21 protein-coding genes are annotated in these 19,208 nt (G+C 46.7%); 4 read left to right on the top strand and 17 right to left on the bottom strand.

Annotated elements, in window-relative coordinates; all coding sequences use genetic code 11:
- Window positions 1-26: 26 nt before the first annotated feature.
- Window positions 27-590 carry a TetR/AcrR family transcriptional regulator gene (locus KOG47_RS06995; RefSeq protein WP_214690968.1) on the top strand — a complete coding sequence of 188 codons (564 nt, stop codon included), beginning with the start codon at window positions 27-29 and terminating at the stop codon, window positions 588-590.
- A 37-nt stretch (window positions 591-627) separates the two neighbouring features.
- On the opposite strand, the gene KOG47_RS07000 is transcribed toward KOG47_RS06995, so the two are convergent.
- From KOG47_RS07000 to KOG47_RS07010, 3 genes are all read right to left on the bottom strand, one after another.
- Window positions 628-1,737, bottom strand: a complete 1,110-nt coding sequence (locus KOG47_RS07000) for an NAD(P)/FAD-dependent oxidoreductase (RefSeq protein ID WP_214690969.1) — start codon at window positions 1,735-1,737, stop codon at window positions 628-630.
- Window positions 1,738-1,816: 79 nt separating this feature from the next.
- On the bottom strand, window positions 1,817-2,551 hold the full coding sequence (locus KOG47_RS07005) for a Bax inhibitor-1/YccA family protein (protein WP_214690970.1): 735 nt from the start codon (window positions 2,549-2,551) through the stop codon (window positions 1,817-1,819).
- Between the two features lie 26 nt (window positions 2,552-2,577).
- Window positions 2,578-3,102 carry a type 1 glutamine amidotransferase domain-containing protein gene (locus KOG47_RS07010; protein ID WP_074037100.1) on the bottom strand — a complete coding sequence of 175 codons (525 nt, stop codon included), beginning with the start codon at window positions 3,100-3,102 and terminating at the stop codon, window positions 2,578-2,580.
- Between the two features lie 178 nt (window positions 3,103-3,280).
- On the opposite strand from KOG47_RS07010, the gene KOG47_RS07015 reads away from it, so the two are divergent.
- Together KOG47_RS07015 and KOG47_RS07020 are read left to right on the top strand one after the other, a co-directional pair.
- Entirely contained in the window at window positions 3,281-4,075 is a 795-nt protein-coding gene (locus KOG47_RS07015) for a thymidylate synthase (protein WP_074037101.1), read from the top strand.
- Window positions 4,072-4,560 carry a dihydrofolate reductase gene (locus KOG47_RS07020; protein ID WP_074037102.1) on the top strand — a complete coding sequence of 163 codons (489 nt, stop codon included), beginning with the start codon at window positions 4,072-4,074 and terminating at the stop codon, window positions 4,558-4,560. The genes KOG47_RS07015 and KOG47_RS07020 overlap by 4 nt, the downstream gene beginning before the upstream one ends.
- Before the next feature lie 10 nt (window positions 4,561-4,570).
- On the opposite strand, the gene KOG47_RS07025 is transcribed toward KOG47_RS07020, so the two are convergent.
- The 6 genes from KOG47_RS07025 to KOG47_RS07050 all read right to left on the bottom strand — a co-directional run bounded on the left by KOG47_RS07025 (window position 4,571) and on the right by KOG47_RS07050 (window position 11,014).
- Complete coding sequence (locus KOG47_RS07025) at window positions 4,571-6,061, bottom strand: GGDEF domain-containing protein (protein ID WP_215243994.1); 1,491 nt, start codon at window positions 6,059-6,061, stop codon at window positions 4,571-4,573.
- Window positions 6,062-6,229: 168 nt separating this feature from the next.
- Complete coding sequence (gene fumC / locus KOG47_RS07030) at window positions 6,230-7,630, bottom strand: class II fumarate hydratase (RefSeq protein WP_159562227.1); 1,401 nt, start codon at window positions 7,628-7,630, stop codon at window positions 6,230-6,232.
- A 103-nt stretch (window positions 7,631-7,733) separates the two neighbouring features.
- A complete protein-coding gene (locus KOG47_RS07035; RefSeq protein ID WP_215243995.1) occupies window positions 7,734-8,126 on the bottom strand; it encodes a reverse transcriptase-like protein in 393 nt (130 codons plus the stop codon).
- Window positions 8,107-8,889, bottom strand: coding sequence for a 5'-3' exonuclease (locus KOG47_RS07040; RefSeq protein ID WP_214690974.1), 783 nt, complete (start codon window positions 8,887-8,889; stop codon window positions 8,107-8,109). Before KOG47_RS07040 ends, KOG47_RS07035 begins: the two co-directional genes overlap by 20 nt.
- Window positions 8,870-9,820: a CobW family GTP-binding protein gene (locus tag KOG47_RS07045; RefSeq protein ID WP_215243996.1), complete on the bottom strand. Its 951-nt coding sequence runs from the start codon at window positions 9,818-9,820 to the stop codon at window positions 8,870-8,872. Before KOG47_RS07045 ends, KOG47_RS07040 begins: the two co-directional genes overlap by 20 nt.
- A gap of 15 nt (window positions 9,821-9,835) precedes the next feature.
- Entirely contained in the window at window positions 9,836-11,014 is a 1,179-nt protein-coding gene (locus tag KOG47_RS07050; protein ID WP_215243997.1) for an HD domain-containing protein, read from the bottom strand.
- Between the two features lie 155 nt (window positions 11,015-11,169).
- On the opposite strand from KOG47_RS07050, the gene KOG47_RS07055 reads away from it, so the two are divergent.
- Window positions 11,170-11,682: a hypothetical protein gene (locus KOG47_RS07055; protein ID WP_214690977.1), complete on the top strand. Its 513-nt coding sequence runs from the start codon at window positions 11,170-11,172 to the stop codon at window positions 11,680-11,682.
- Between the two features lie 38 nt (window positions 11,683-11,720).
- On the opposite strand, the gene hfq is transcribed toward KOG47_RS07055, so the two are convergent.
- From hfq to KOG47_RS07095, 8 genes are all read right to left on the bottom strand, one after another.
- Complete coding sequence (hfq, locus tag KOG47_RS07060; protein WP_012726185.1) at window positions 11,721-11,969, bottom strand: RNA chaperone Hfq; 249 nt, start codon at window positions 11,967-11,969, stop codon at window positions 11,721-11,723.
- Between the two features lie 27 nt (window positions 11,970-11,996).
- Window positions 11,997-12,932: a tRNA (adenosine(37)-N6)-dimethylallyltransferase MiaA gene (gene miaA / locus KOG47_RS07065; RefSeq protein WP_215243998.1), complete on the bottom strand. Its 936-nt coding sequence runs from the start codon at window positions 12,930-12,932 to the stop codon at window positions 11,997-11,999.
- 277 nt (window positions 12,933-13,209) lie between these two features.
- A complete protein-coding gene (locus tag KOG47_RS07070; RefSeq protein WP_215243999.1) occupies window positions 13,210-13,689 on the bottom strand; it encodes an SMI1/KNR4 family protein in 480 nt (159 codons plus the stop codon).
- 159 nt (window positions 13,690-13,848) lie between these two features.
- On the bottom strand, window positions 13,849-14,448 hold the full coding sequence (locus tag KOG47_RS07075) for an AmiS/UreI family transporter (protein WP_251131816.1): 600 nt from the start codon (window positions 14,446-14,448) through the stop codon (window positions 13,849-13,851).
- A gap of 104 nt (window positions 14,449-14,552) precedes the next feature.
- Window positions 14,553-15,413, bottom strand: coding sequence for a PPK2 family polyphosphate kinase (locus KOG47_RS07080; RefSeq protein WP_215244001.1), 861 nt, complete (start codon window positions 15,411-15,413; stop codon window positions 14,553-14,555).
- A gap of 95 nt (window positions 15,414-15,508) precedes the next feature.
- Complete coding sequence (locus KOG47_RS07085) at window positions 15,509-17,038, bottom strand: M4 family metallopeptidase (RefSeq protein WP_159562219.1); 1,530 nt, start codon at window positions 17,036-17,038, stop codon at window positions 15,509-15,511.
- Between the two features lie 176 nt (window positions 17,039-17,214).
- Window positions 17,215-18,213 (bottom strand): ABC transporter permease, encoded by a 999-nt coding sequence (locus KOG47_RS07090; protein ID WP_251131817.1) that lies wholly within the window; start codon window positions 18,211-18,213, stop codon window positions 17,215-17,217.
- Window positions 18,206-19,126, bottom strand: a complete 921-nt coding sequence (locus KOG47_RS07095) for an ABC transporter ATP-binding protein (protein WP_012726176.1) — start codon at window positions 19,124-19,126, stop codon at window positions 18,206-18,208. The genes KOG47_RS07090 and KOG47_RS07095 overlap by 8 nt, the downstream gene beginning before the upstream one ends.
- Window positions 19,127-19,208 lie beyond the last annotated feature (82 nt).

A 19,208-nucleotide genomic window follows, 5' to 3' on the forward strand; every position in this document is an offset into this window, starting at 1 on the left:
AACTAGAGAGAGGAGCGCTTAAATCAATGGATGGATTTGCGAAACGCACCGAAGAAAAACAACAAGCGATCTTACGTGCCGCCTATGACTTGATGGCAGAAAAACAATCCCGATTCACAATCAGTGAGTTAGCGAGTCGAGCGCACGTCTCCCCCGTATCTATCTATAATTACTTTGGGTCAAAAGACCAGGTTATCGTGCAAGTCCTAAAGCAGATGACAGAAGAGCAGATGAGTTGGATTGAACATGCGATTGAATCGAACGCTCCATTCGATGCGTTACTCGTCGAGATCCTAACACGAAAAATCCAGTCGGCGGTTCTCTTTGACGAGACCATCACAGCAATGATTCAACAAGACCCGAACTGGGAACAGCTTGCGACTCGAGGATATACTGCTTTCGCCCGGTTGATTGAATACGGGAAGGCCCAAGGGTCAATTGATTCGACGTTATCCACTTCTTCTTATTTACGCTATGTACAATTCATGCAACAGGCTATCCTGTCCGATCCTCAGTTTTCAATCGAGAATATGAAGGAAACGATGGAAGTCTACTTTCATTTCTTTTTGAATGGAGTCATGAAACGCTAAAAGGTGACTGTCTCAAGCAAGCAGACAGTCACCTTTTTTATGTGTGATAGATAAAGTCTTCAATTGGATAGAGCGATAGATCCACTTCCGCGTCTCCTGTCAGAACGAGGTCACTCAACACTTTTCCGATGAACGGGCCGACCGTCAAACCGGATGATCCCAGACCGTTGGCGACCAACAGTTTTTCTGCCCCAGGCACCCTTCCGAGTACGGGAATTGAATTCGGTGTGACCGGACGGAAGCCGACTTTCGTCCCCACGAGTTCTGCCTCGGAAAGTCCAGGTGCCGACTCCAAACCTTTCGTCAGTACTTCGTGTACTCCGATTGCAGTCGGACGAACGTCGAACGCTTTTCCTTTCTCATGTGTCGAACCGATGACCACTTTCCCGTCGTCAAATCCGAGTAAATAGCGGCGTCGTGGCGGCATGACGACCGGCCAGTCAGATGCATCTGTATCCTTCAACTGGACGTGGACGAGCTGGGCCTTTTCCCCTTCGACTCGTACCGTATATCCAAGAGGCTGTAACAGTTCCGGTAACCAAGCACCCGTCGCAAGGATGATTTCATCCGCTTCATATCTCACTCCGTCACACTCCACACCAATCTCATCTCCGCTCGTCAACCGTGCTGAACCGTTGACAAATGTGACGCCACGCTTGATAGCGACTCTCTCAAGTGCAGCGCGAAAGCGTCCGCCGTCGACTCTAGCCCCTCCTGTCACGAAGAGTGCATCGTATTCATCGGATAACGGTGGGAAACGATGTTGTGCCTCTTCAGCAGTCAGTCGTTCGAGTTCACCGATTTCTGGCGCTTCTTCTCGACGAAGCAACGTTCGCTCCATCATCTGGTCGAGCTTTGTTTCTTCATGGAGCGCAAGCGTCCCGACACGTTTGTATCCGGTATCCGTCTCCCCTTCAGCCTCCAGCTCTTTGACGACCTTAGGATAATAGCTTGCTCCGCCTTTCGCCAGTGCATACCAAGCTTTGTTGCGTCGCTGCGCAATCCACGGACATACGATTCCAGCCGCCGCATCCGTTGCTCTTCCTTCTTCTTTCCGGTCAATGACCGTTACATCCGCTTTACCAGCTAAATGATAGGCAGCCGAAACACCGACGATCCCTGACCCGATAATCACTATTTTCTTCATCATAAATCTGTCTTGCGCAGACAGATGGACACATCCTTTCGTAAAAAAATCATCGACCCAACGGATCGATGATTGATTCTTATTCTCTCATCGCTAGACGATAAAGTAAATCTAACAACTCGATGTAGAGCCACACGAGCGTGACGATTAATCCGAATGCCGCGACCCATTCCAACTGTTTCGGAGCCCGAGCTTCGACTTGACTTGCGATAAAGTCGAAATCTAAGACGAGAGCGAGTGAAGCGACGATGACAATCACGAATTGAACACCGATCGCAAGTGGGCTTGAACCGGTCATGAATGCCAAGCCTGAACCGAACAAACTCATCACGAGTTGCACGAGATATAACAACATGACTGTGAACATGGCTGCCATGACACCGGCTTTAAACTTCTGTGTCACTTTGACAAGCCCTGTCGTATAGACAAACCACATCGCAAAGGCGACGACAAACGTCGTTAATACGGCACGTCCCACAATACCAGGGACCATCGCTTCAAAGAAATACGAAATCGAGCCGACGAAGACACCTTCGATAATCCCGTAAAGGGGTGCGACGACCGGAGCCGTATTTGGTTTAAACGTGATGAGCAAAGCAAAGATAAAGCCGAGGATGAGTGACCCGATCATGAGCGGGAACAAGAGCCCTTCTCCGATTGTCGGGACGACAAGCCATGTCGTACCGGCTGCCGCTGTCACGAGTAAAAGCAAGGTGAACACCTTAGACCATGTACCTGCTTTCGTCATCGGTTCGGCACTGAAAGCTGTGGACTGCATTGATTTACGAAGTAATGGATTCGATTTTAAGTTCAACGTTGAATAGCTCCTTTATGGTTCAGTTACTGTTTTGCGAACACGTCGATGAACGCACGCATATAATCTGGCAAGTCTGGCGGACGACGACTTGAGACGATATGTCCATCGACGACGACCGGCTCATCATGCCAAATCGCTCCCGCATTTTCCATGTCATCTTTGATTCCCGGCGTGCTCGTCACGTTCACCCCGTCTAGAATGTTCGCAGAAATCAACACCCAACCGGCGTGACAGATTTGACCGATTGGTCGTTTTTGTTCATCCATATAACGGACGAATCCTTTCACCGAATCGAAACGGCGCAATAAGTCAGGTGACCATCCGCCTGGCACGAGAATCGCATCGAACGATGTAATGTCCACATCATCAAACGCCACGTCAGATTTTGCTGGCACACCGTATTTACCGATATATGCGTGATCGGCCTTCTCCCCAGCGAGGATCACGTGCGCCCCTTCTTCACGAAGGCGATGTACCGGGTACCAAAGCTCTAAATCCTCAAAGTCATTACTGACAAGTTGAAGGACTTTCTTCCCTTGTAATTTCATCAAACCCCTCCTTTTATTCATTCCCCATTATACCCGAAACCGCTAGTCACGAAAACGAAGAATCATGATTGTTTTTTCAGTATATGGATTCATCCTGATTCACGACACTATATCTTGTGTTTCCTTCCCACAATTGATACCTTTAGTGGTAGGAGATTGAGAAGGAGGAACATCACGTATGAAACAATATCATGACTTATGTCGACACATCCTCGACCATGGTGTCGTAAAAGAAGACCGTACCGGGACCGGGACAACGAGTGTATTTGGTTACCAAATGCGTTTCAATCTGCAAGAAGGGTTCCCCCTTATCACGACGAAGAAATTACATATTCGTTCCATCATTCACGAACTATTATGGTTCATCTCAGGAGAGACGAACGTCCGATACCTTCAAGATAACGGGGTCCGCATTTGGAACGAATGGGCAGACGAAGAAGGCAATCTTGGTCCAGTATACGGTTCACAGTGGCGTTCTTTCCCACGCCCGGACGGTTCTTCTGTCGATCAGTTGGCTCAAGTGATTGACCAAATCAAGACGAACCCAGATTCAAGAAGGTTGATCGTCTCGGCATGGAACCCAGGACAGCTAGAGGAGATGGCCCTGCCGCCGTGTCACCTATTGTTCCAATTCTATGTCGCTGACGGAAAGCTTTCGTGTCAATTGTATCAACGGAGCGCTGATACGTTTTTAGGGGTACCGTTCAATATCGCCTCATACGCACTACTCACGCATATGGTCGCACACGTGACCGGACTCGAAGTCGGCGACTTTGTCCATACCCTTGGTGATGCACACATCTACCACAACCATCTCGAACAAGTGGAACTTCAGTTGTCGCGTGACCCACGTCCGCTACCAAAACTCAACATTGTCCGAGACGTCCCTTCAATCGAATCATTCCGTTTTGAAGACTTCGAAATTCTAGGATATGATCCGCATCCGCACATCAAAGGAGAAGTGAGCGTATGATTTCACACGTCGTCGCATATGGATTAGGTCGTGAAATCGGAAAAGATAATGACTTATTATGGCGTTTGCCAGATGACTTGAAACATTTCAAGACCATCACGTCTGGCGGAACGGTCGTGATGGGAAGAAAGACGTTTGAGTCCATCGGTAAAGCGTTACCGAACCGACGCAATATTGTCGTCACATCAGATGTTTCCTTTTCAGCAGATCAAGTCGAAGTCTGGCATGATTTAGACCGTCTCGTCGAAATGAGTCAAGATGAAGAATGGTTTGTCATCGGTGGCGCCACGTTATATGAGCAGACGATGCTGATGACGAGCCGGATCTATGCAACGGAAGTCGCTGCATCGTTCGAGGCCGATACGTATTATCCCGAACGGATTGGGGAATGGTCAATTACGAGTACAATCGACCACCCGCAAGACGAAACACATGCATATGCCTTTTCATTCAAACAATACGACAAAACAGACATCGCATCATGATGTCTGTTTTTTAGTCTGGCAATTTTTCCAGCCACTGTTCAATTTTTCTCGTGATGACCTCGTCTTGTTCTCCATCCGCATAATCGTCATAGATTGCTCCGAGTTCAGACGCCGTTCGTTTCGATACAGCAAGAATGTGACTATATTTGCCTCGTTGCTCTTTCACAGCAGACAACGTCCCTTTCGCTTCTTGCGCACGCGCATCATCCAAGACGAACATCTCGATATTGTCATTACAAGAATACGCCTCGTAAGGACGGTATACGACTTCATATCGGCGATGCTCTTTGGGGAGTCGATCAGCAAGCGATGTATAGGTATTGGCAGACATCGTCACATAGGCGATTCGCTTCTCCTCACGAACAGCAGAAGTGTATCGGACGACACGATTTCGACCATCTCGTTTCGCCTTATACAGCGCCTCATCTGCGTAGGCACACCATTCACCGAGTGTATAGCCTGTCTGGCAGACTCGGGTGTATCCAATCGACACCGTCACCTGATGGTCGTATGGAAATTCCATTTCTTCGATACGTGTTCGGACTCGCTCGAGTACCGATTCGACGATCGCACGGTCTGAGACATTCAAGAGGATTAAGAATTCTTCTCCTCCGTATCGGATGAGCTCATCACTAGAACGAATGGCATGACGGATTTCTTCAGAAACGCGATGAAGAACGTCATCGCCATACGAGTGACCGAACGTATCATTCAATTGTTTGAAGTGATCGATATCGAGAAGTGCGACAGCAAAACTCTCACCAGACCGCTCCAATCTCGAGATGAACCGAGAAAAGGTCGCCTTTAAATACTTACGGTTGAAAGCACCCGTTAATTCATCCACGAGTAACGCTTTTGATACGAGACGTGATTTTTCGATATGTAGTCCGAGACGCACCAATCGTTCCTCCATCGGCACCCACGATTCCCAATAATCGTCGAATCCGTATGAATAGGCCGCAAGACGATAATGTTCATTCGTTCCGATGACAATAAGTGGAACATAGAGCTTTCTCATCTTGCTAACGAAAGATTGGATATCTCGCTCTTTAAATTGTGGCCATAATTCAACGTCCATGATGATGGCTTTCGGCACATCCTCATAATCGTATTCGACGGCCTCTTCTAGTGTCTGCAAAAATACCGGACGTGCTCCGAGCTTCTCGACGCGCGACTTGTAACGACTAAATGTAGAAAAGCTTGCGGATAAGATGAGGACGAGATCCTCATCCTCCTGTTCAATCCCTAAGACGGTATGGATATAGCGTTTCACAGGAGAGATCAAGGTCAAAGCTTCCGCATGTGTGAGGACGCTTGGCAACTCCTTCGCGTCAGACTCGACACGACTAAAGATTTCTAACAAATGCATCAATCGTCGTTGCCGAACTTCCTTCTTCATCCAATCGAGTAGAAACTCGATATCGCTTTTTGGAATTTGTCTCGACTCCGATATCTTTTTCAAAATAATATGTATACGCTCAGTGAGTTGACCTTGCTCCATTCCCGTCCCCCCTATGTTCGTACTCCCCGAATTCTCTTATGTTTCGATTATGCGACTTCTCAGGATGAAATACAACTATTTCCTTATTTATTTTCTATTGTTTTACATATTACTAGGACTTATGCCCTAAAAAAGACATACTAAAAGCGGTCTTGCGACCGCCTTGTGTTATTTTTTCACTTTTAAGTTCGGTGACGTCATCTCTTCCGGACGAATCCATTGATCAAATTGTTCTTCAGTCAATAAACCGGTTTCCAAGGCTGCTTCTTTTAAAGAAGTACCATTTTTATGTGCCAATTTCGCAATTTTTGCTGCATTTTCGTATCCGATATGCGGGTTGAGTGCTGTAACGAGCATGAGTGACTGCTCCACATTATGTGAGATCACTTCATGATTCGGCTCGATTCCGACAGCGCAGTGATCATTGAAAGAATGTAAGCTGTCCGTCAATAGACGACAAGTCTGTAGGAAATTATACATAATGACTGGTTTGAAGACGTTCAATTCAAAGTTCCCTTGACTCGCCCCGAAACCGATTGTCGCATCATTTCCGAGTACTTGTGCGGCAACCATCGTGAGCGCCTCACTTTGAGTCGGGTTGACTTTACCTGGCATGATTGAACTTCCTGGTTCATTCTCCGGAATAGTGATTTCTCCGATTCCTGCACGTGGTCCAGAAGCCAACCAACGCACGTCGTTCGCAATCTTCATCGCGTCCATCGCTAAGGCTTTTAATGCACCATGTGTGAAAACGAGTTGATCGTGACTCGTGAGAGCGTGGAACTTGTTGACGGCTGTCACAAACGGTTTACCCGTCTCTTCTGAAATTTTCTTAGCTACAACTTCACCGAACTCAGGGTGTGCATTGATCCCAGTTCCGACGGCCGTTCCTCCAAGTGCAAGCTCCGTGAGTGGCTCAATCGTGCGCTCGATCATCTGTTTTGACAATTCAAGCATCCGGACCCACCCACTGATTTCTTGACCGAGTGTGACCGGCGTCGCGTCTTGAAGGTGCGTCCGACCAATTTTGACGATATCCATAAATGCCTCAGCTTTTTGTGAAAGAGTTTGATAAAGCGAGTCGATTGCTGGAAGGACATCATCTTGTACGGAAAGGATGGCGGCGATGTGCATCGCAGTTGGATACGTATCATTCGAGCTTTGCGATTTGTTGACGTCATCATTCGGATGAATCGTGATAGATGCTCCACGAGCCTGTAACTTTTCATTCGCAAGATGCGCAATGACTTCGTTGACGTTCATGTTTGACTGCGTGCCCGACCCTGTCTGCCAGACGACAAGCGGGAATTCTGCGTCATGTTGCCCTGCTAAAATCTCATCAGCCACCTCTGCGATGATCGCTGCTTTCTCTTCCTCGAGTACACCGAGTTCAGCGTTTGCTAAAGCGGCACCTTTTTTCAAAATGGCAAATGCGTATACGATTTCAAGTGGCATCTTCTCTGCACCAATTTTAAAGTTTTCAAGACTACGTTGCGTTTGTGCTCCCCATTTCGCCGTAGCTGGAACTTTAATTTCCCCCATTGTGTCCCGTTCGATCCGATAATCCATGTATAATTCCCCCTCTATAGTTGACTACGCTTTCATTTTAGCGAAAAACCATCTAAAAAGAAATGACTCCGTCAAAAAAGCGACCAAGAATGATCTCGGTCGCTTAATTCATTCCATTCAATGCGTCACGTGCAATCACATCCGCTCGATTCTCCGCTCGTGGGACCCATTTTAAGAACACGGTCGGCAATTCATCGTAGGCAATCAGTGCTTTCAGAAATAAAGGCTTCGCCGATGCATCTTTCATGAAACGTTGCTCTAATGCGCGAACAATCACTTCGGCGTCGGAATACAGCATGAATGAGGTTTCACCTTTTAATGCATGAGCTTGTTCCAGTGCATAAGCACATGCAACCAATTCCGCATGAACGCTTGTCAATCCTTGCATGCGACGTTTAAACGTCGATACCGTACCGTCGGACGACTTGATCCACACACCGATTCCATTATCTCCAGTCGTCTGATTGGTGGCCGCGTCAAAATAGATGTGAACCAAACCGGTACGCCTCCCAATCTGTATTGACAGGAGCATGGATATCAATCTGAGACAGTCGTTTCGATAAGAGGGCGATTTCTTCATGGCCGTCTAGTTTTTTGGCATACTTTTGATGGGGCGCTTCAAGTGTTTCATTTTGAACATGCACATAAAGCGTCTCAATCGTATCGTAATGCTGAATCAAAATCGTCGCCGTCTTCGGACCAATGCCACGCACCCCCGGGATGTTATCCGAAGAGTCTCCCTGCAAAGCCTTCACGTCGACAAACTGATATGGTTTCACCCCGTACATCATTTCAAAAGAAGCTTCATTGACGAGCTGCTCCTCACCTTTTTTCGGCATGATTTGAAACACGTTCGGAGACAACAACTGAAGTAAATCGCGGTCTGAAGAATAGAGGTACGATTCGCCCGGGAACGCTGTCGCGACGGCGCCCATCAAATCATCGGCCTCATATCCCGTCAACTCGGATTGTAAGATGCCTCGTTCATCCAAAGCAGACCTTAATTTCAAATAGTCTTCAAAGAGCGGCTCCGGAAGTCCGTTACGCGTTGCTTTATATTCAGGATACAGCGCGTAGCGGTGTGTGGACTCTCGTGTCCCGTCCCAAAAGAAAGCGATATGGGAAAAGTCTGTCGTCCAGGAATCCACCTTCCGAAGCAATCCTTTTACCGTCACTTCCGGATCTTGTGCTCGTCTTCGCTCCGTTGCAAAATAATAACGTGACAATAAATTAAATCCGTCAACTAGAATAAGCTTCATCTTGCTCCACCTCACATGCTTTTAATCCCCGTGCCAGTGCATCTTGGTCTAGTTCCTTCCCAATCCAAACAAATACGGAACGATCCCCTTCATGCATCTCATTTGCAAATGTTGCGCCCATCAACTGATTCGTCGCTTGAATGACAAACTTGCGCTCCTCATCCTGTAAGCGGACAATCGCCTTCATCCGATACATCGCATCCTCATAGTGCATCAACACTTCACGAACGTAACGGGTCACGCGCTCTCGAGACAACGGACGCTCGGCACTCAACGTGATCGCACGAAGGGAAGAGACCGATTCACTCGTCTCTGTCAGTTGACTCAACTTCTGTTCATCGACACGTGACAGTTGGAACGTACTCTCAAGTAATTCGTAATCGCCTTTTGTTTGAATCGTCTCTACAATCCTCACCGTCGGATTGAGTTGCTCGATTCGGCGGCGTGCTTGATTGAGTTCATCCGTCGACACTAAATCGGTTTTATTTAACAAGATGAGATCGGCATAAGCGATTTGATGAATCCCTTCTTTGAACAGTTCACGATCCATTTGACTGGCATCCACAACCGTCAAGATGGCATTCATTTTGAAGTGTTGTCGCAAATATTCATCATAGTAAATCGTCTGAATGATTGGTGCGGGATCCGCGACACCGGTCGTCTCGATGATGACCCGGTCGAATGTTTCTTGCTTTGCAGCCAATTGATAGAACGTCTTACTCAAATCATTTTGGATAGAACAGCAAATACATCCGTTTGAGAGTTCGATTTGCTCTTGGTCCATCTTGACGATCAATTGTTCATCGATATTTATCGCGCCGAGCTCGTTGACGATCAAGCAAATTTTTTCATCCGTCGCCGCGAGTAAGCGGTTCATATACGTTGTCTTGCCTGCTCCTAAAAACCCGGTCACTAATTGTACGGGAATCATGATACCACCCTTTTCTTACAAATCTTCGTGCGCGCGAGCCCATTTCTCATAACGCGCATCCAATAAATCAATCAAGTGAAGCATCCAAGCCTCCGTCGTCATCGGGAGGACACTCGATCCCCACTCACGTTTCCCATGATGTGATAAAATCATGTGCCAGATTCGATGGTGGACATCCAATGGCAGTCGCGTCGACGTCTGGCGTAACGTTTCTTCAAACAATAGCCCACCGTATGGCATATGCCCGATTAGTGTGCCCATCGGGTTGATGGAGATGCCGGTCGTTTCACTTGTGCCCTCAACAGGAGATAACTTCTCAAAACGATTCGGACTAGATAACAGATGACTGTATTCATATATTTTTCCGATGTCGTGGAAGAGGATTCCAAGTGCGAGTTCATCCCAATTCAACGGTTCTTTCCGCTCGGCCATCGCTTCACAGGCGGCATACAGCGATTCAAACGTTCCTTTATATGCCTGTTCGATTTTAACACCGTTCATCGTATTCCAAAGGTCGACTTTGTGCAACTGCTCCGCTTCTTTGATTACACGAAACACCATCGCCAAATAGTCATCTTGCTCTTGAATCCGATAGCCGAGACGAAGCATACACACGGTATGCTTCAATAGACCTCCCGCATAGTTATGATGGTGGTAGAGTGCCGCTGGCGATAGTACGAAATCATCCCAAACGAAATCAAGGAGGCCGTAGGCGATCTGTTGATAGGTCGGTGACAACGTATCAATCAAACTGAACAATTCATCCGCAAACTGCTCCATCGTCTCATCCCCTGGCAAGCCTGGTAATAACGAGATTGCCTCATCTTTTGAGATAGGATGGACGCGGTCAATCGTAATCGATTTGGCGCCATCCGGTTTTGGATAGACATCGATTTTCCCGGATAATTCGATGACACCCGACTCGTAGATTGGAAGCAGTTCACTTTCATTTCCACGGAGCCAATGTTTGGCACGCATCATTCCGTTCGCCGTCGTGACACTTAGTTGAAGCCATTTCGCACCATTCTTCCCTTCTCTAACCTCGACTGTACTGACGAGCGCTTTTGTTTGGACAGGGGCCCCATCGGCTAACTGGTCTAAACGGTCCTTTGATTTGTCTATTTGTGGTATTTGAAATCGATCATGGTTCATCGATGAACCGATGACCGGATCAATTTGTTGATAATAGTTCATAATTATTCCCTCCTCGCATCTTATGACATTGTATCGTGTTTCCGTCTATTAGGCGAACATACTTTCTAGTAGGGTGTCGATTTTGCCATCATTATATTGAAAGCGCTTACGATTATTGATACGATAAAGGTAGTTCGATAAAGGGGGAAACGATAATGATTTCATTAATCGATACGTATGAACGTTTCATCGCCTCGGGGGAAGCGACACGTTATGCACAAGAGCAACAATCCATTGAACATATTCTGCAAGGGTCAACTTGTCCGGTAGGGATGCAGGACTTAGAACAGTCACTCACGCATCTTTCCGGTAATCCATATGCCAAAGATGCATCACTCGACAAAATCGTCGAGCATGAGATGAAAGGGGCTATGGCGGCGCTTGAGCTTTCTGGTTATCCTCTTCAGACGCCGTTAGCGAAGGCGGTTATCCTGTCTGCTTTCGCTCGAACTAACCGACTCAATATTGATAAACTAAAAGAACTGAGCCACGCCGATCTTCTCGTCCGAATCCAATCAGCAGAGCGTGCTTGGAAGCGAACATACGCATTGTTACACCGTTCAACGCCGACTCAGATTTGTGGTCAAATGGATTCGCTCCTCGGTGGATGCGCTATCCAGCGTGTTCTTGAGGCAATCAAACAACCCGGAACGACAAAAACGGCATAAGAAAAGGAGCGGTCCCCGGGCCGCTCCTTTTCTTATGCTCATCCTTCTGTTACTTCAACTGCATCCGGCTCATATAGTGTTACATTACGTGCCGGAGAGAATGTCGAAATCGCATGCTTATAGATCAATTGTTGACGACCTTCCGACTCGACGATGACAGTAAAGTTATCAAATGACTTGATGACACCTCGAATTTGAAACCCGCTTACTAAAAATACGGTCGTTGGTACCATTTCTTTTCGAAGTTGATTCAAAAAATGGTCTTGAATGTTGTAGCTCGCTTTCATGCTGGATTCCCCCTAGTCTTTATCTCTTTAAAATAATCGGAATTTTCGAAAAAACCCCTCTACATCATCATAAATATTTTTATATGATAGTTCAAATGATTTTCGACCCATATCCACCCAAATTCCATCAAATTGATGACGGAACCAAGTTAATTGCCGTTTCGCGAACTGTCTTGTGTGCTGTTTAAGCAAGTCGGTCGCTTTCTCTTTCGACATCTTTCCATCGATAAAGGGAATCATTTCCTTATATCCGATGGCCCGCATCGCCTGCGTATCACGATATCCTTGTGCCAAAAGTCGTTTGACTTCTTCGACAAGTCCTGCTTCCATCATCGTATCGACGCGTTGATTGATTCGGTCGTATAATATCTCACGATCTGCGTGGAGGACGAACAATCGATAATCATAATGTTCAGATGGCGTACTGTCTGTTGTCTGTGTATCACCTTGCATCGCCACCTCGAGCGCCCGTACGACGCGACGCACGTTATTTGGATGAATCGTAGCCGCACGCTCTGGGTCAAGTTGGACCAATCGTTGATGTAGCGCTTCACGCCCTTCGACTTCTGCAAACCGTTCGAGTTCAGCCCGCAGTGCTTCATCGACAGGTTGCTCCACAAATTCATAATCATATAAGATCGAGCGAATGTATAGCCCCGTCCCACCGACGATAATCGGTAACTTGCCACGGGCATAAATATCATCGATGGCGGCACGCGCCAATTGTTGGAACATCGCGACACTCATAGCATCATCAGGGTCACAAATATCAATCAAATGATGCGGGATCCCTTCGGCCTCTTCTTTCGTCACTTTTGCTGAACCGATGTCCATGCCCCGGTACACTTGAACCGAATCACCCGAGACGATCTCGCCGTCGAACGCTTTTGCTAGTTCGATGCCCGTCTTCGTTTTGCCAACAGCGGTCGGCCCGACGATGACGACGACAGGTGTTTTTTTCATACATCTCACTCCTCAATTAAAAACCCGTCTCTTCACGAGACGGGCCATCAAATTCTTCTTTTTATTCTATCATCAAATACGACGGCAAACAGCATCCAACCACATAAAAGTAATCCGAGTAATAACACGAGACCATCACTCATCTGCTTTCGCCTCCTTTAGCTTCCTCATTCCCACTTTTCACATTTTAGACACAAAATAACTGTAAAAAAGCACACTCAATAAAGAGTGCGCATTTCAAAGTCATCATTCAAATCAAATATTTAGTCATCATCTTTTAACCTCTGAACCAATCCCAAAAATGAGCACCTTGGGCGACAATCAAATAGTCGAACCAGCGTCTATAATCCATCGGAAGTTTTTCGGTGTCATTTGTGTACGTCAAAAATTCTCCAATCCAAATGTAGTTCTCATTTTCGCTTAAGACCTCGCAAACAATCCATTCCCCATCTCTCCCGACACCGACGGGGATGAATTGTTCAGGGCACTCCCATATTTCACGATATTCGATGATTTCATCCACACTAAAGAGTCGAATCCCTCCACCATATGTCGGATGGACAAATAGTTCAACACCATTATGGCTCTTTAAAAAATGGATAACGTCATTTGGCATCATTTGCTTCAATCGCTTGATTTCGACTTCCGTCGCGGGCTCACTGAATGAAAAGTGTAACGTGTCCACATGTCCCTCTTCATTTTGAATTTCGATTCGATTATTTACAAGCCTACTTTTCAACGCTTCAAGTGCAATCATCAACTCAACCCCACTTTTTGAGAATTAACGACATTCGTACCGTATCATTCATTTCCATTTTTCTAAGTATTGCATATATCGACCTTTCAGCGTTCAATAAAAAAGGACATCGGACACGACTTGATCGCGTCCGATGTCCTCGATTCGTTTTTTAATTCTTCATGAAGCAATTTCTATCGTCTGTTTCGTACGTTTGACAGAGACGATGAAATACAGGATTGTCGTACCGCTCGCCGCCCACCAAACCATGTCATACCATCCGTTCATCAGTCCAGCCATCCCAACCATCGCCGGGACAATCAGCGTCAACCATGATAATACGAGGGCGACACGTGCTGTGATGGTCTCGTTCGGTTTCCCGAGTCCCATTCCAAAAAAGAACAGCGCCCAAAGGAATGACCAGAAGAACCACGTCAATGCCCCCATCGGATCACTTTCTGCAATCGCCATTGCTCCATAAAAAGCGGCTGCAATCGAAACGAATAGCGAGAACCAGCCAACGCCACGTCCGTCTAAATTCAAAATAAACGTCACCCCTACATATAGATAAGTGAACGCAAATAGATAGATGCTCGCAAAACCGAATTGCTCTTCTGGACTCGCCCCAATCAATAACCATGTGGAGATAAACGTTTGTAAGAGTCCCGTAAACAAACTAAAAAATCCTGCGCTCTTGCTATCCACTTTCCCGAGAAGAACGAGACTATTTAAAAACAGTGCGACGCCACCGAATAGTAAACTTACATTACCCACACTCATTACCCCTTTGTACAGATGTCTGACCTTTAATCTACTGTATCACTTTAGCTTGAATTCGCTTTCAGTGCAAGGGGATTTTTAAGTGTTCACGAGAACGCCACGCCTTACTCGTTCTCAAGGGTTTGGATGGCCTCGTCGATTCGCTCTTGTTCCTCATCCGTGAAAGTCGGATACTGTGGATCAATCCGTTCAAGCACATCAATCATGACTGACGAAATGACAAAACGACTGTACCACTCATCATCTGCCGGCAACACATACCACGGTGAAACTTCTGTTGATGTGTGCGACAACATCTCGGCAAAGATTTCTTGATATTCTTCCCAATGCTGTCGCTCTTCGACGTCACTGAAGGAGAATTCCCAATTCTTTTTCGGGTCCTTTAACCGTTCAAGCAAGCGATCTCGTTGTTTATCCTTAGATACATTGAAAAAGAACTTGATGACTTCGAATCCGTTTTCATGTAAATAGCGTTCATAATCGTTGATTTGACGATAGCGCATCTGCCAGACCTCTTCCTGGTCCATTTCTTCCGGAAGTACTTCATCCCCCAACAAATCATGGACACGAGGCGCAATGACCTCTTCATAATGGGATCGGTTTAAAATTCCGACCTGTCCTCTTTCAGGTAACAAATCATGCATTCGCCACAGATAGTCGTGCTTTTTCTCCGTATCGGAAGGTTTTTGAAACGCATTCGTCTTCAGTCCTTGGGCGTTCAAATTTGAAAAGATATAGCTGATCGCTTCGTCTTTCCCACCCGCATCAAGCGCCTGCAAGACGACGATAATCCCTTTCTTGCTCTCGGCATACAATCGCCAATGTAGTTCTTTCAATCGCTCGACACTGTTCGGAATGAGTTCAGTCGTCAACGTCTCATCCTCTGGTTTGTCTGAAACAGTCGTCGGATAATCATCTAATTGAATCTTGCTGTTCGGTGACACAATAAAATCCTTCGTGTTCATACTCGTTCTCCTTTTCGCTCGACGTTCAACCTTGATTTACCCAAAAACTGCATAAGAAAATCCCTTCCGAAAATTTCGGAAGAGATGTTGAGAACTTAGTAGATTCCGACAGCGTCAAATGATTTCGCAGCTGATACGGCTTGCGGACTTGTCGCACCGTAAAGGTCTTTCGCAGATTGCACGACCGCTTGACGAAGGCTTGAGAAGTTAGATGTTGGTGTCAAGTAAACATTGAGGGCACGGTAGTAGATATCCCCCATCGCCATGACTCCTACACCTTGTACCGATACGCCGTAGTGTGATCCACCATTACCTAAGAGGTATGCCGCTTTGTTGACGATACCTGAGTTGATGTGAACCCCACCATTATCTTGTGTGCCTGTGTAACGTTTCGAGTAGTGATCTGGGTCACCGTATGCAGCCGGGTTCGCCATCGAACGAAGTCCGTCGCCCGCTACACCTGGTGTGTAGATGTCTTCCCCTACCAACCAGTCGAAGTTAGTGCCGACGCTATATTCCGCCACTGTACCTAGGATATCCGATACTGCTTCGTTGATCGCCCCAGACTCGTTTTGATAGATCAGTCCTGCCGTGTACTCCGTGACCGCGTGAGTCAATTCGTGAGCGACTACGTCAAGTGCACCTGAAAGATACGTGAACGTTTGACCGTCTCCGTCTCCGTATACCATCTTACTTCCATCCCAGAACGCATTGTTGTAGCTGCGGCTATAGTGAACCGTAGAGTTTAATGCAGCTCCGGCGTTGTCATAGCTGTTCCGTCCGTAAGTGTTTTTGTAGAAATCATATGTCTTTGTCGCGTTGACGTGTGCAGAAACAGCGGCACGGTCGTAAGTCGTGTTCAAGACGTTATCCACGTCAGCCCATAGCGAACCTGGGAGTGTCGTACGGTTTTTCGCATCGTACGTATAGATTCCCTTTCCACGCGTAGAGTCTTGAAGATAATAGTAAGAACCGCTCTTCGTTGTCTTGAACGTTTGGCTGTAGCCGAGTACATCGATTCCCGTTCCTGTATAGGTCGTACCTGTCACACCGTTCGTCGGTCTCGCGTGAGCTAACTGGTCGAATTTATTGAGTACCTCACCCGTCCCCGCATCGATGAAGTATGTCCAACGTGATGGCTCTTCCGCTTCAAGGATCGTTCCGGTCACTTGATATGCATAGACCGACTTGTCACCTTTTGGATAGACAATCAATTCTGCTTCCGGTTCGAGCTCGTAGGCCCCTTTATGACCGACAAGCTTTTTGTAACTCGCGATGGCTTTCTTTTCAGTTAACTTGATCGACTTATGTAGGTTCTTGACCGATTTCGCATCATCCACGACTGTCTTCAATTGACCCGCTTCATCTACGACACCGACTACCACACCACCGAATACTGGCACGCCATCAACTGTCTGTTGGAGCTTAACCACTTTCCCGACTTTGTCTGATTTCGACTCGATCGTCTTGAACTCACCTTTTGATTTGACGTATTCTTTTACAATCGTTGTCGGTGCACTTTCTGATGGTTTCGTCAGAGTGCCTGACTTCAATTCTGCCGCACCGACCAATTGTGGTACGAGCAATACGCCTGCGATTAATGATGTAGAAACAACTTTTTTCATGTGTTTACCTCCTTTGTGATGATTCTTACTTTACACACTTTCCCACAAAGGCTGTATCCATCTTTTTAATTATTTTGATAATTCATAATATTGAGTATTTAGAACCATTCATTCTATTTACGACCTAATTTTATCCAAAAAAAAATTCGTGCTCCTTAGGAAAGGAGCACGAATAATTAATACACATCTTTTTGGGTAAAGTGGTAAAACGCATACGCCAAGGCGGCAATCGACCAAATGAGAATGACGAGTAACGAAAACGGTAACGTCATCCCATCAATCGGGGGAGCCTGTCCTTCCAAATAGGTATGAAGACCGAAGTTGACGTTCACCAGGTATTTCGAGCTATCCCAGTTTGAACCAAGCGATGTCAATAATGGCCCCGAGATGAGGACAGCCATCATGATTCCGATTCCGGTCGCCGTATTTTTAACCAAAACGGAAATCATGAGAGAAATTGTCCCGACCGCAGCCACGACGAGCCATGATAGACCCATCGACATAAGCAAGTACTCCCACATCGGCAACGTATGCACAAAGTCGGTCGAGAATGTTCCGGTCGGCGAAGCTTGGAAACCGGTCAAAATCGGAGCATTCCATCCGTCCCAGCCGAGAACGATGCCGGATATGGCGTAACTGACGACGGCGGTCACAAATATTAAGATCGATGTATAGAGGAGCGTCGTCAGCCATTTGGCGAGCAAGATCTTATATCGCCGGACCGGTCGCGATAACAACGTCTTGATCGTTCCATCGTTATGTTCTCCGCTCACGATATCTGCCATCAATACGATAATGAACAGCGGTAGGACAAGCGTAGTTCCTTGGGAGAAGAAGACGCGCATAAACGTCGGAGCTCCCGGATAATTCGGATTGATATCATTATCAAGATAATACTGATTCTGTTGGACTTGGAACTCAAGAATCTGCCGAAACTCGTCTTGAACGTTCGCGGAGGCGAGTCGGTTTTGTGTATCGATGATCTCTTGCTGGAGATCGACACGCCAATCAATCGTTCCTTGTTCTTCGCGTTGTTTCTCGATTTGACGATAGTTCGCATACGTGAACATCGAAACAAGCACGATCAGGATGATGGAGACGACCATCAATCTGCGCTTCCGATGAATCTTGAGCACTTCATTACGAATAAGACCGAGCATCGATGGATTAGGCAATGTGATCACCACCTGTCAACGTGATGAAGAGGTCCTCTAACGTTTGGACACGGCGCTCGAGTCCAAACACCTCGACATCTCTTTCCATCAAATAGCGATTCAACTTCGCCGTCTCTTCCACGTTCATGGAAATACGAATCGTCCGTTCGTCCACCACGTCCGCTTGGTCGATTCCTTCGTACCCTTGAACGATCGGCAATACTTCGAAGCTATTCGTCACATGTAAGTCGACCGTTGACGCGAGTTCTTCAATCAAAGCATGGACCGTCCCCACCTTGACAATCTTGCCTCGCGACATGATGGCGACTCGGTCCGCTAGTAGTTCAATCTCGGCCAGGATATGACTCGATACGAGAACACTCAGTCCCGTTTCTTCTACGAGTCGACGAATGAAAAGTCGTAAATCTCGAATCCCCATCGGATCGAGCCCGTTCGTCGGCTCATCCAAGATCAGCACCCGTGGATTGTTTAATAGCGCCTGGGCAATCCCGAGTCGCTGTCGCATCCCGAGAGAGTACGTCTTCACTTTATCATCGATTCGAGCGGTCAAATCGACGAGGTCAATGACTTCTTGGATTCGCTTATCATCGACTCCAGGTAACATGCGTGCGAACGCTTCTAAGTTCTCGCGTCCGGATAAAAACTTATACAGCTCTGGATTCTCGACGATTGCGCCGATTTGATTCATCGCTTGGACAAATTGTTTGTCGACACGATACCCACAAATCGATACATTTCCTTTCGTCGGTTTGATCAAGCCAACAATCATTCGAATCGTCGTCGTCTTCCCGGCGCCGTTCGGTCCTAAAAATCCGAAGACCTCACCCGGGTAGACGTCTAACGAAATGTTATCGATAATCGTCTTTTTTCCAATCACTTTTGTTAGTTGATGTAGCTTTAACGTCGGTTCCATTGTCTCACCTCTTTCTTTATTCTATCGGACAAAAGTGAATCTGTCCTATTCGAACATTCACATAGGGCACATCCACACATTT

The sequence above is a fragment of the Exiguobacterium sp. s121 genome, from assembly GCF_018617245.1.
GTDB classification, from domain to species: Bacteria; Bacillota; Bacilli; order Exiguobacteriales; family Exiguobacteriaceae; genus Exiguobacterium; species Exiguobacterium profundum.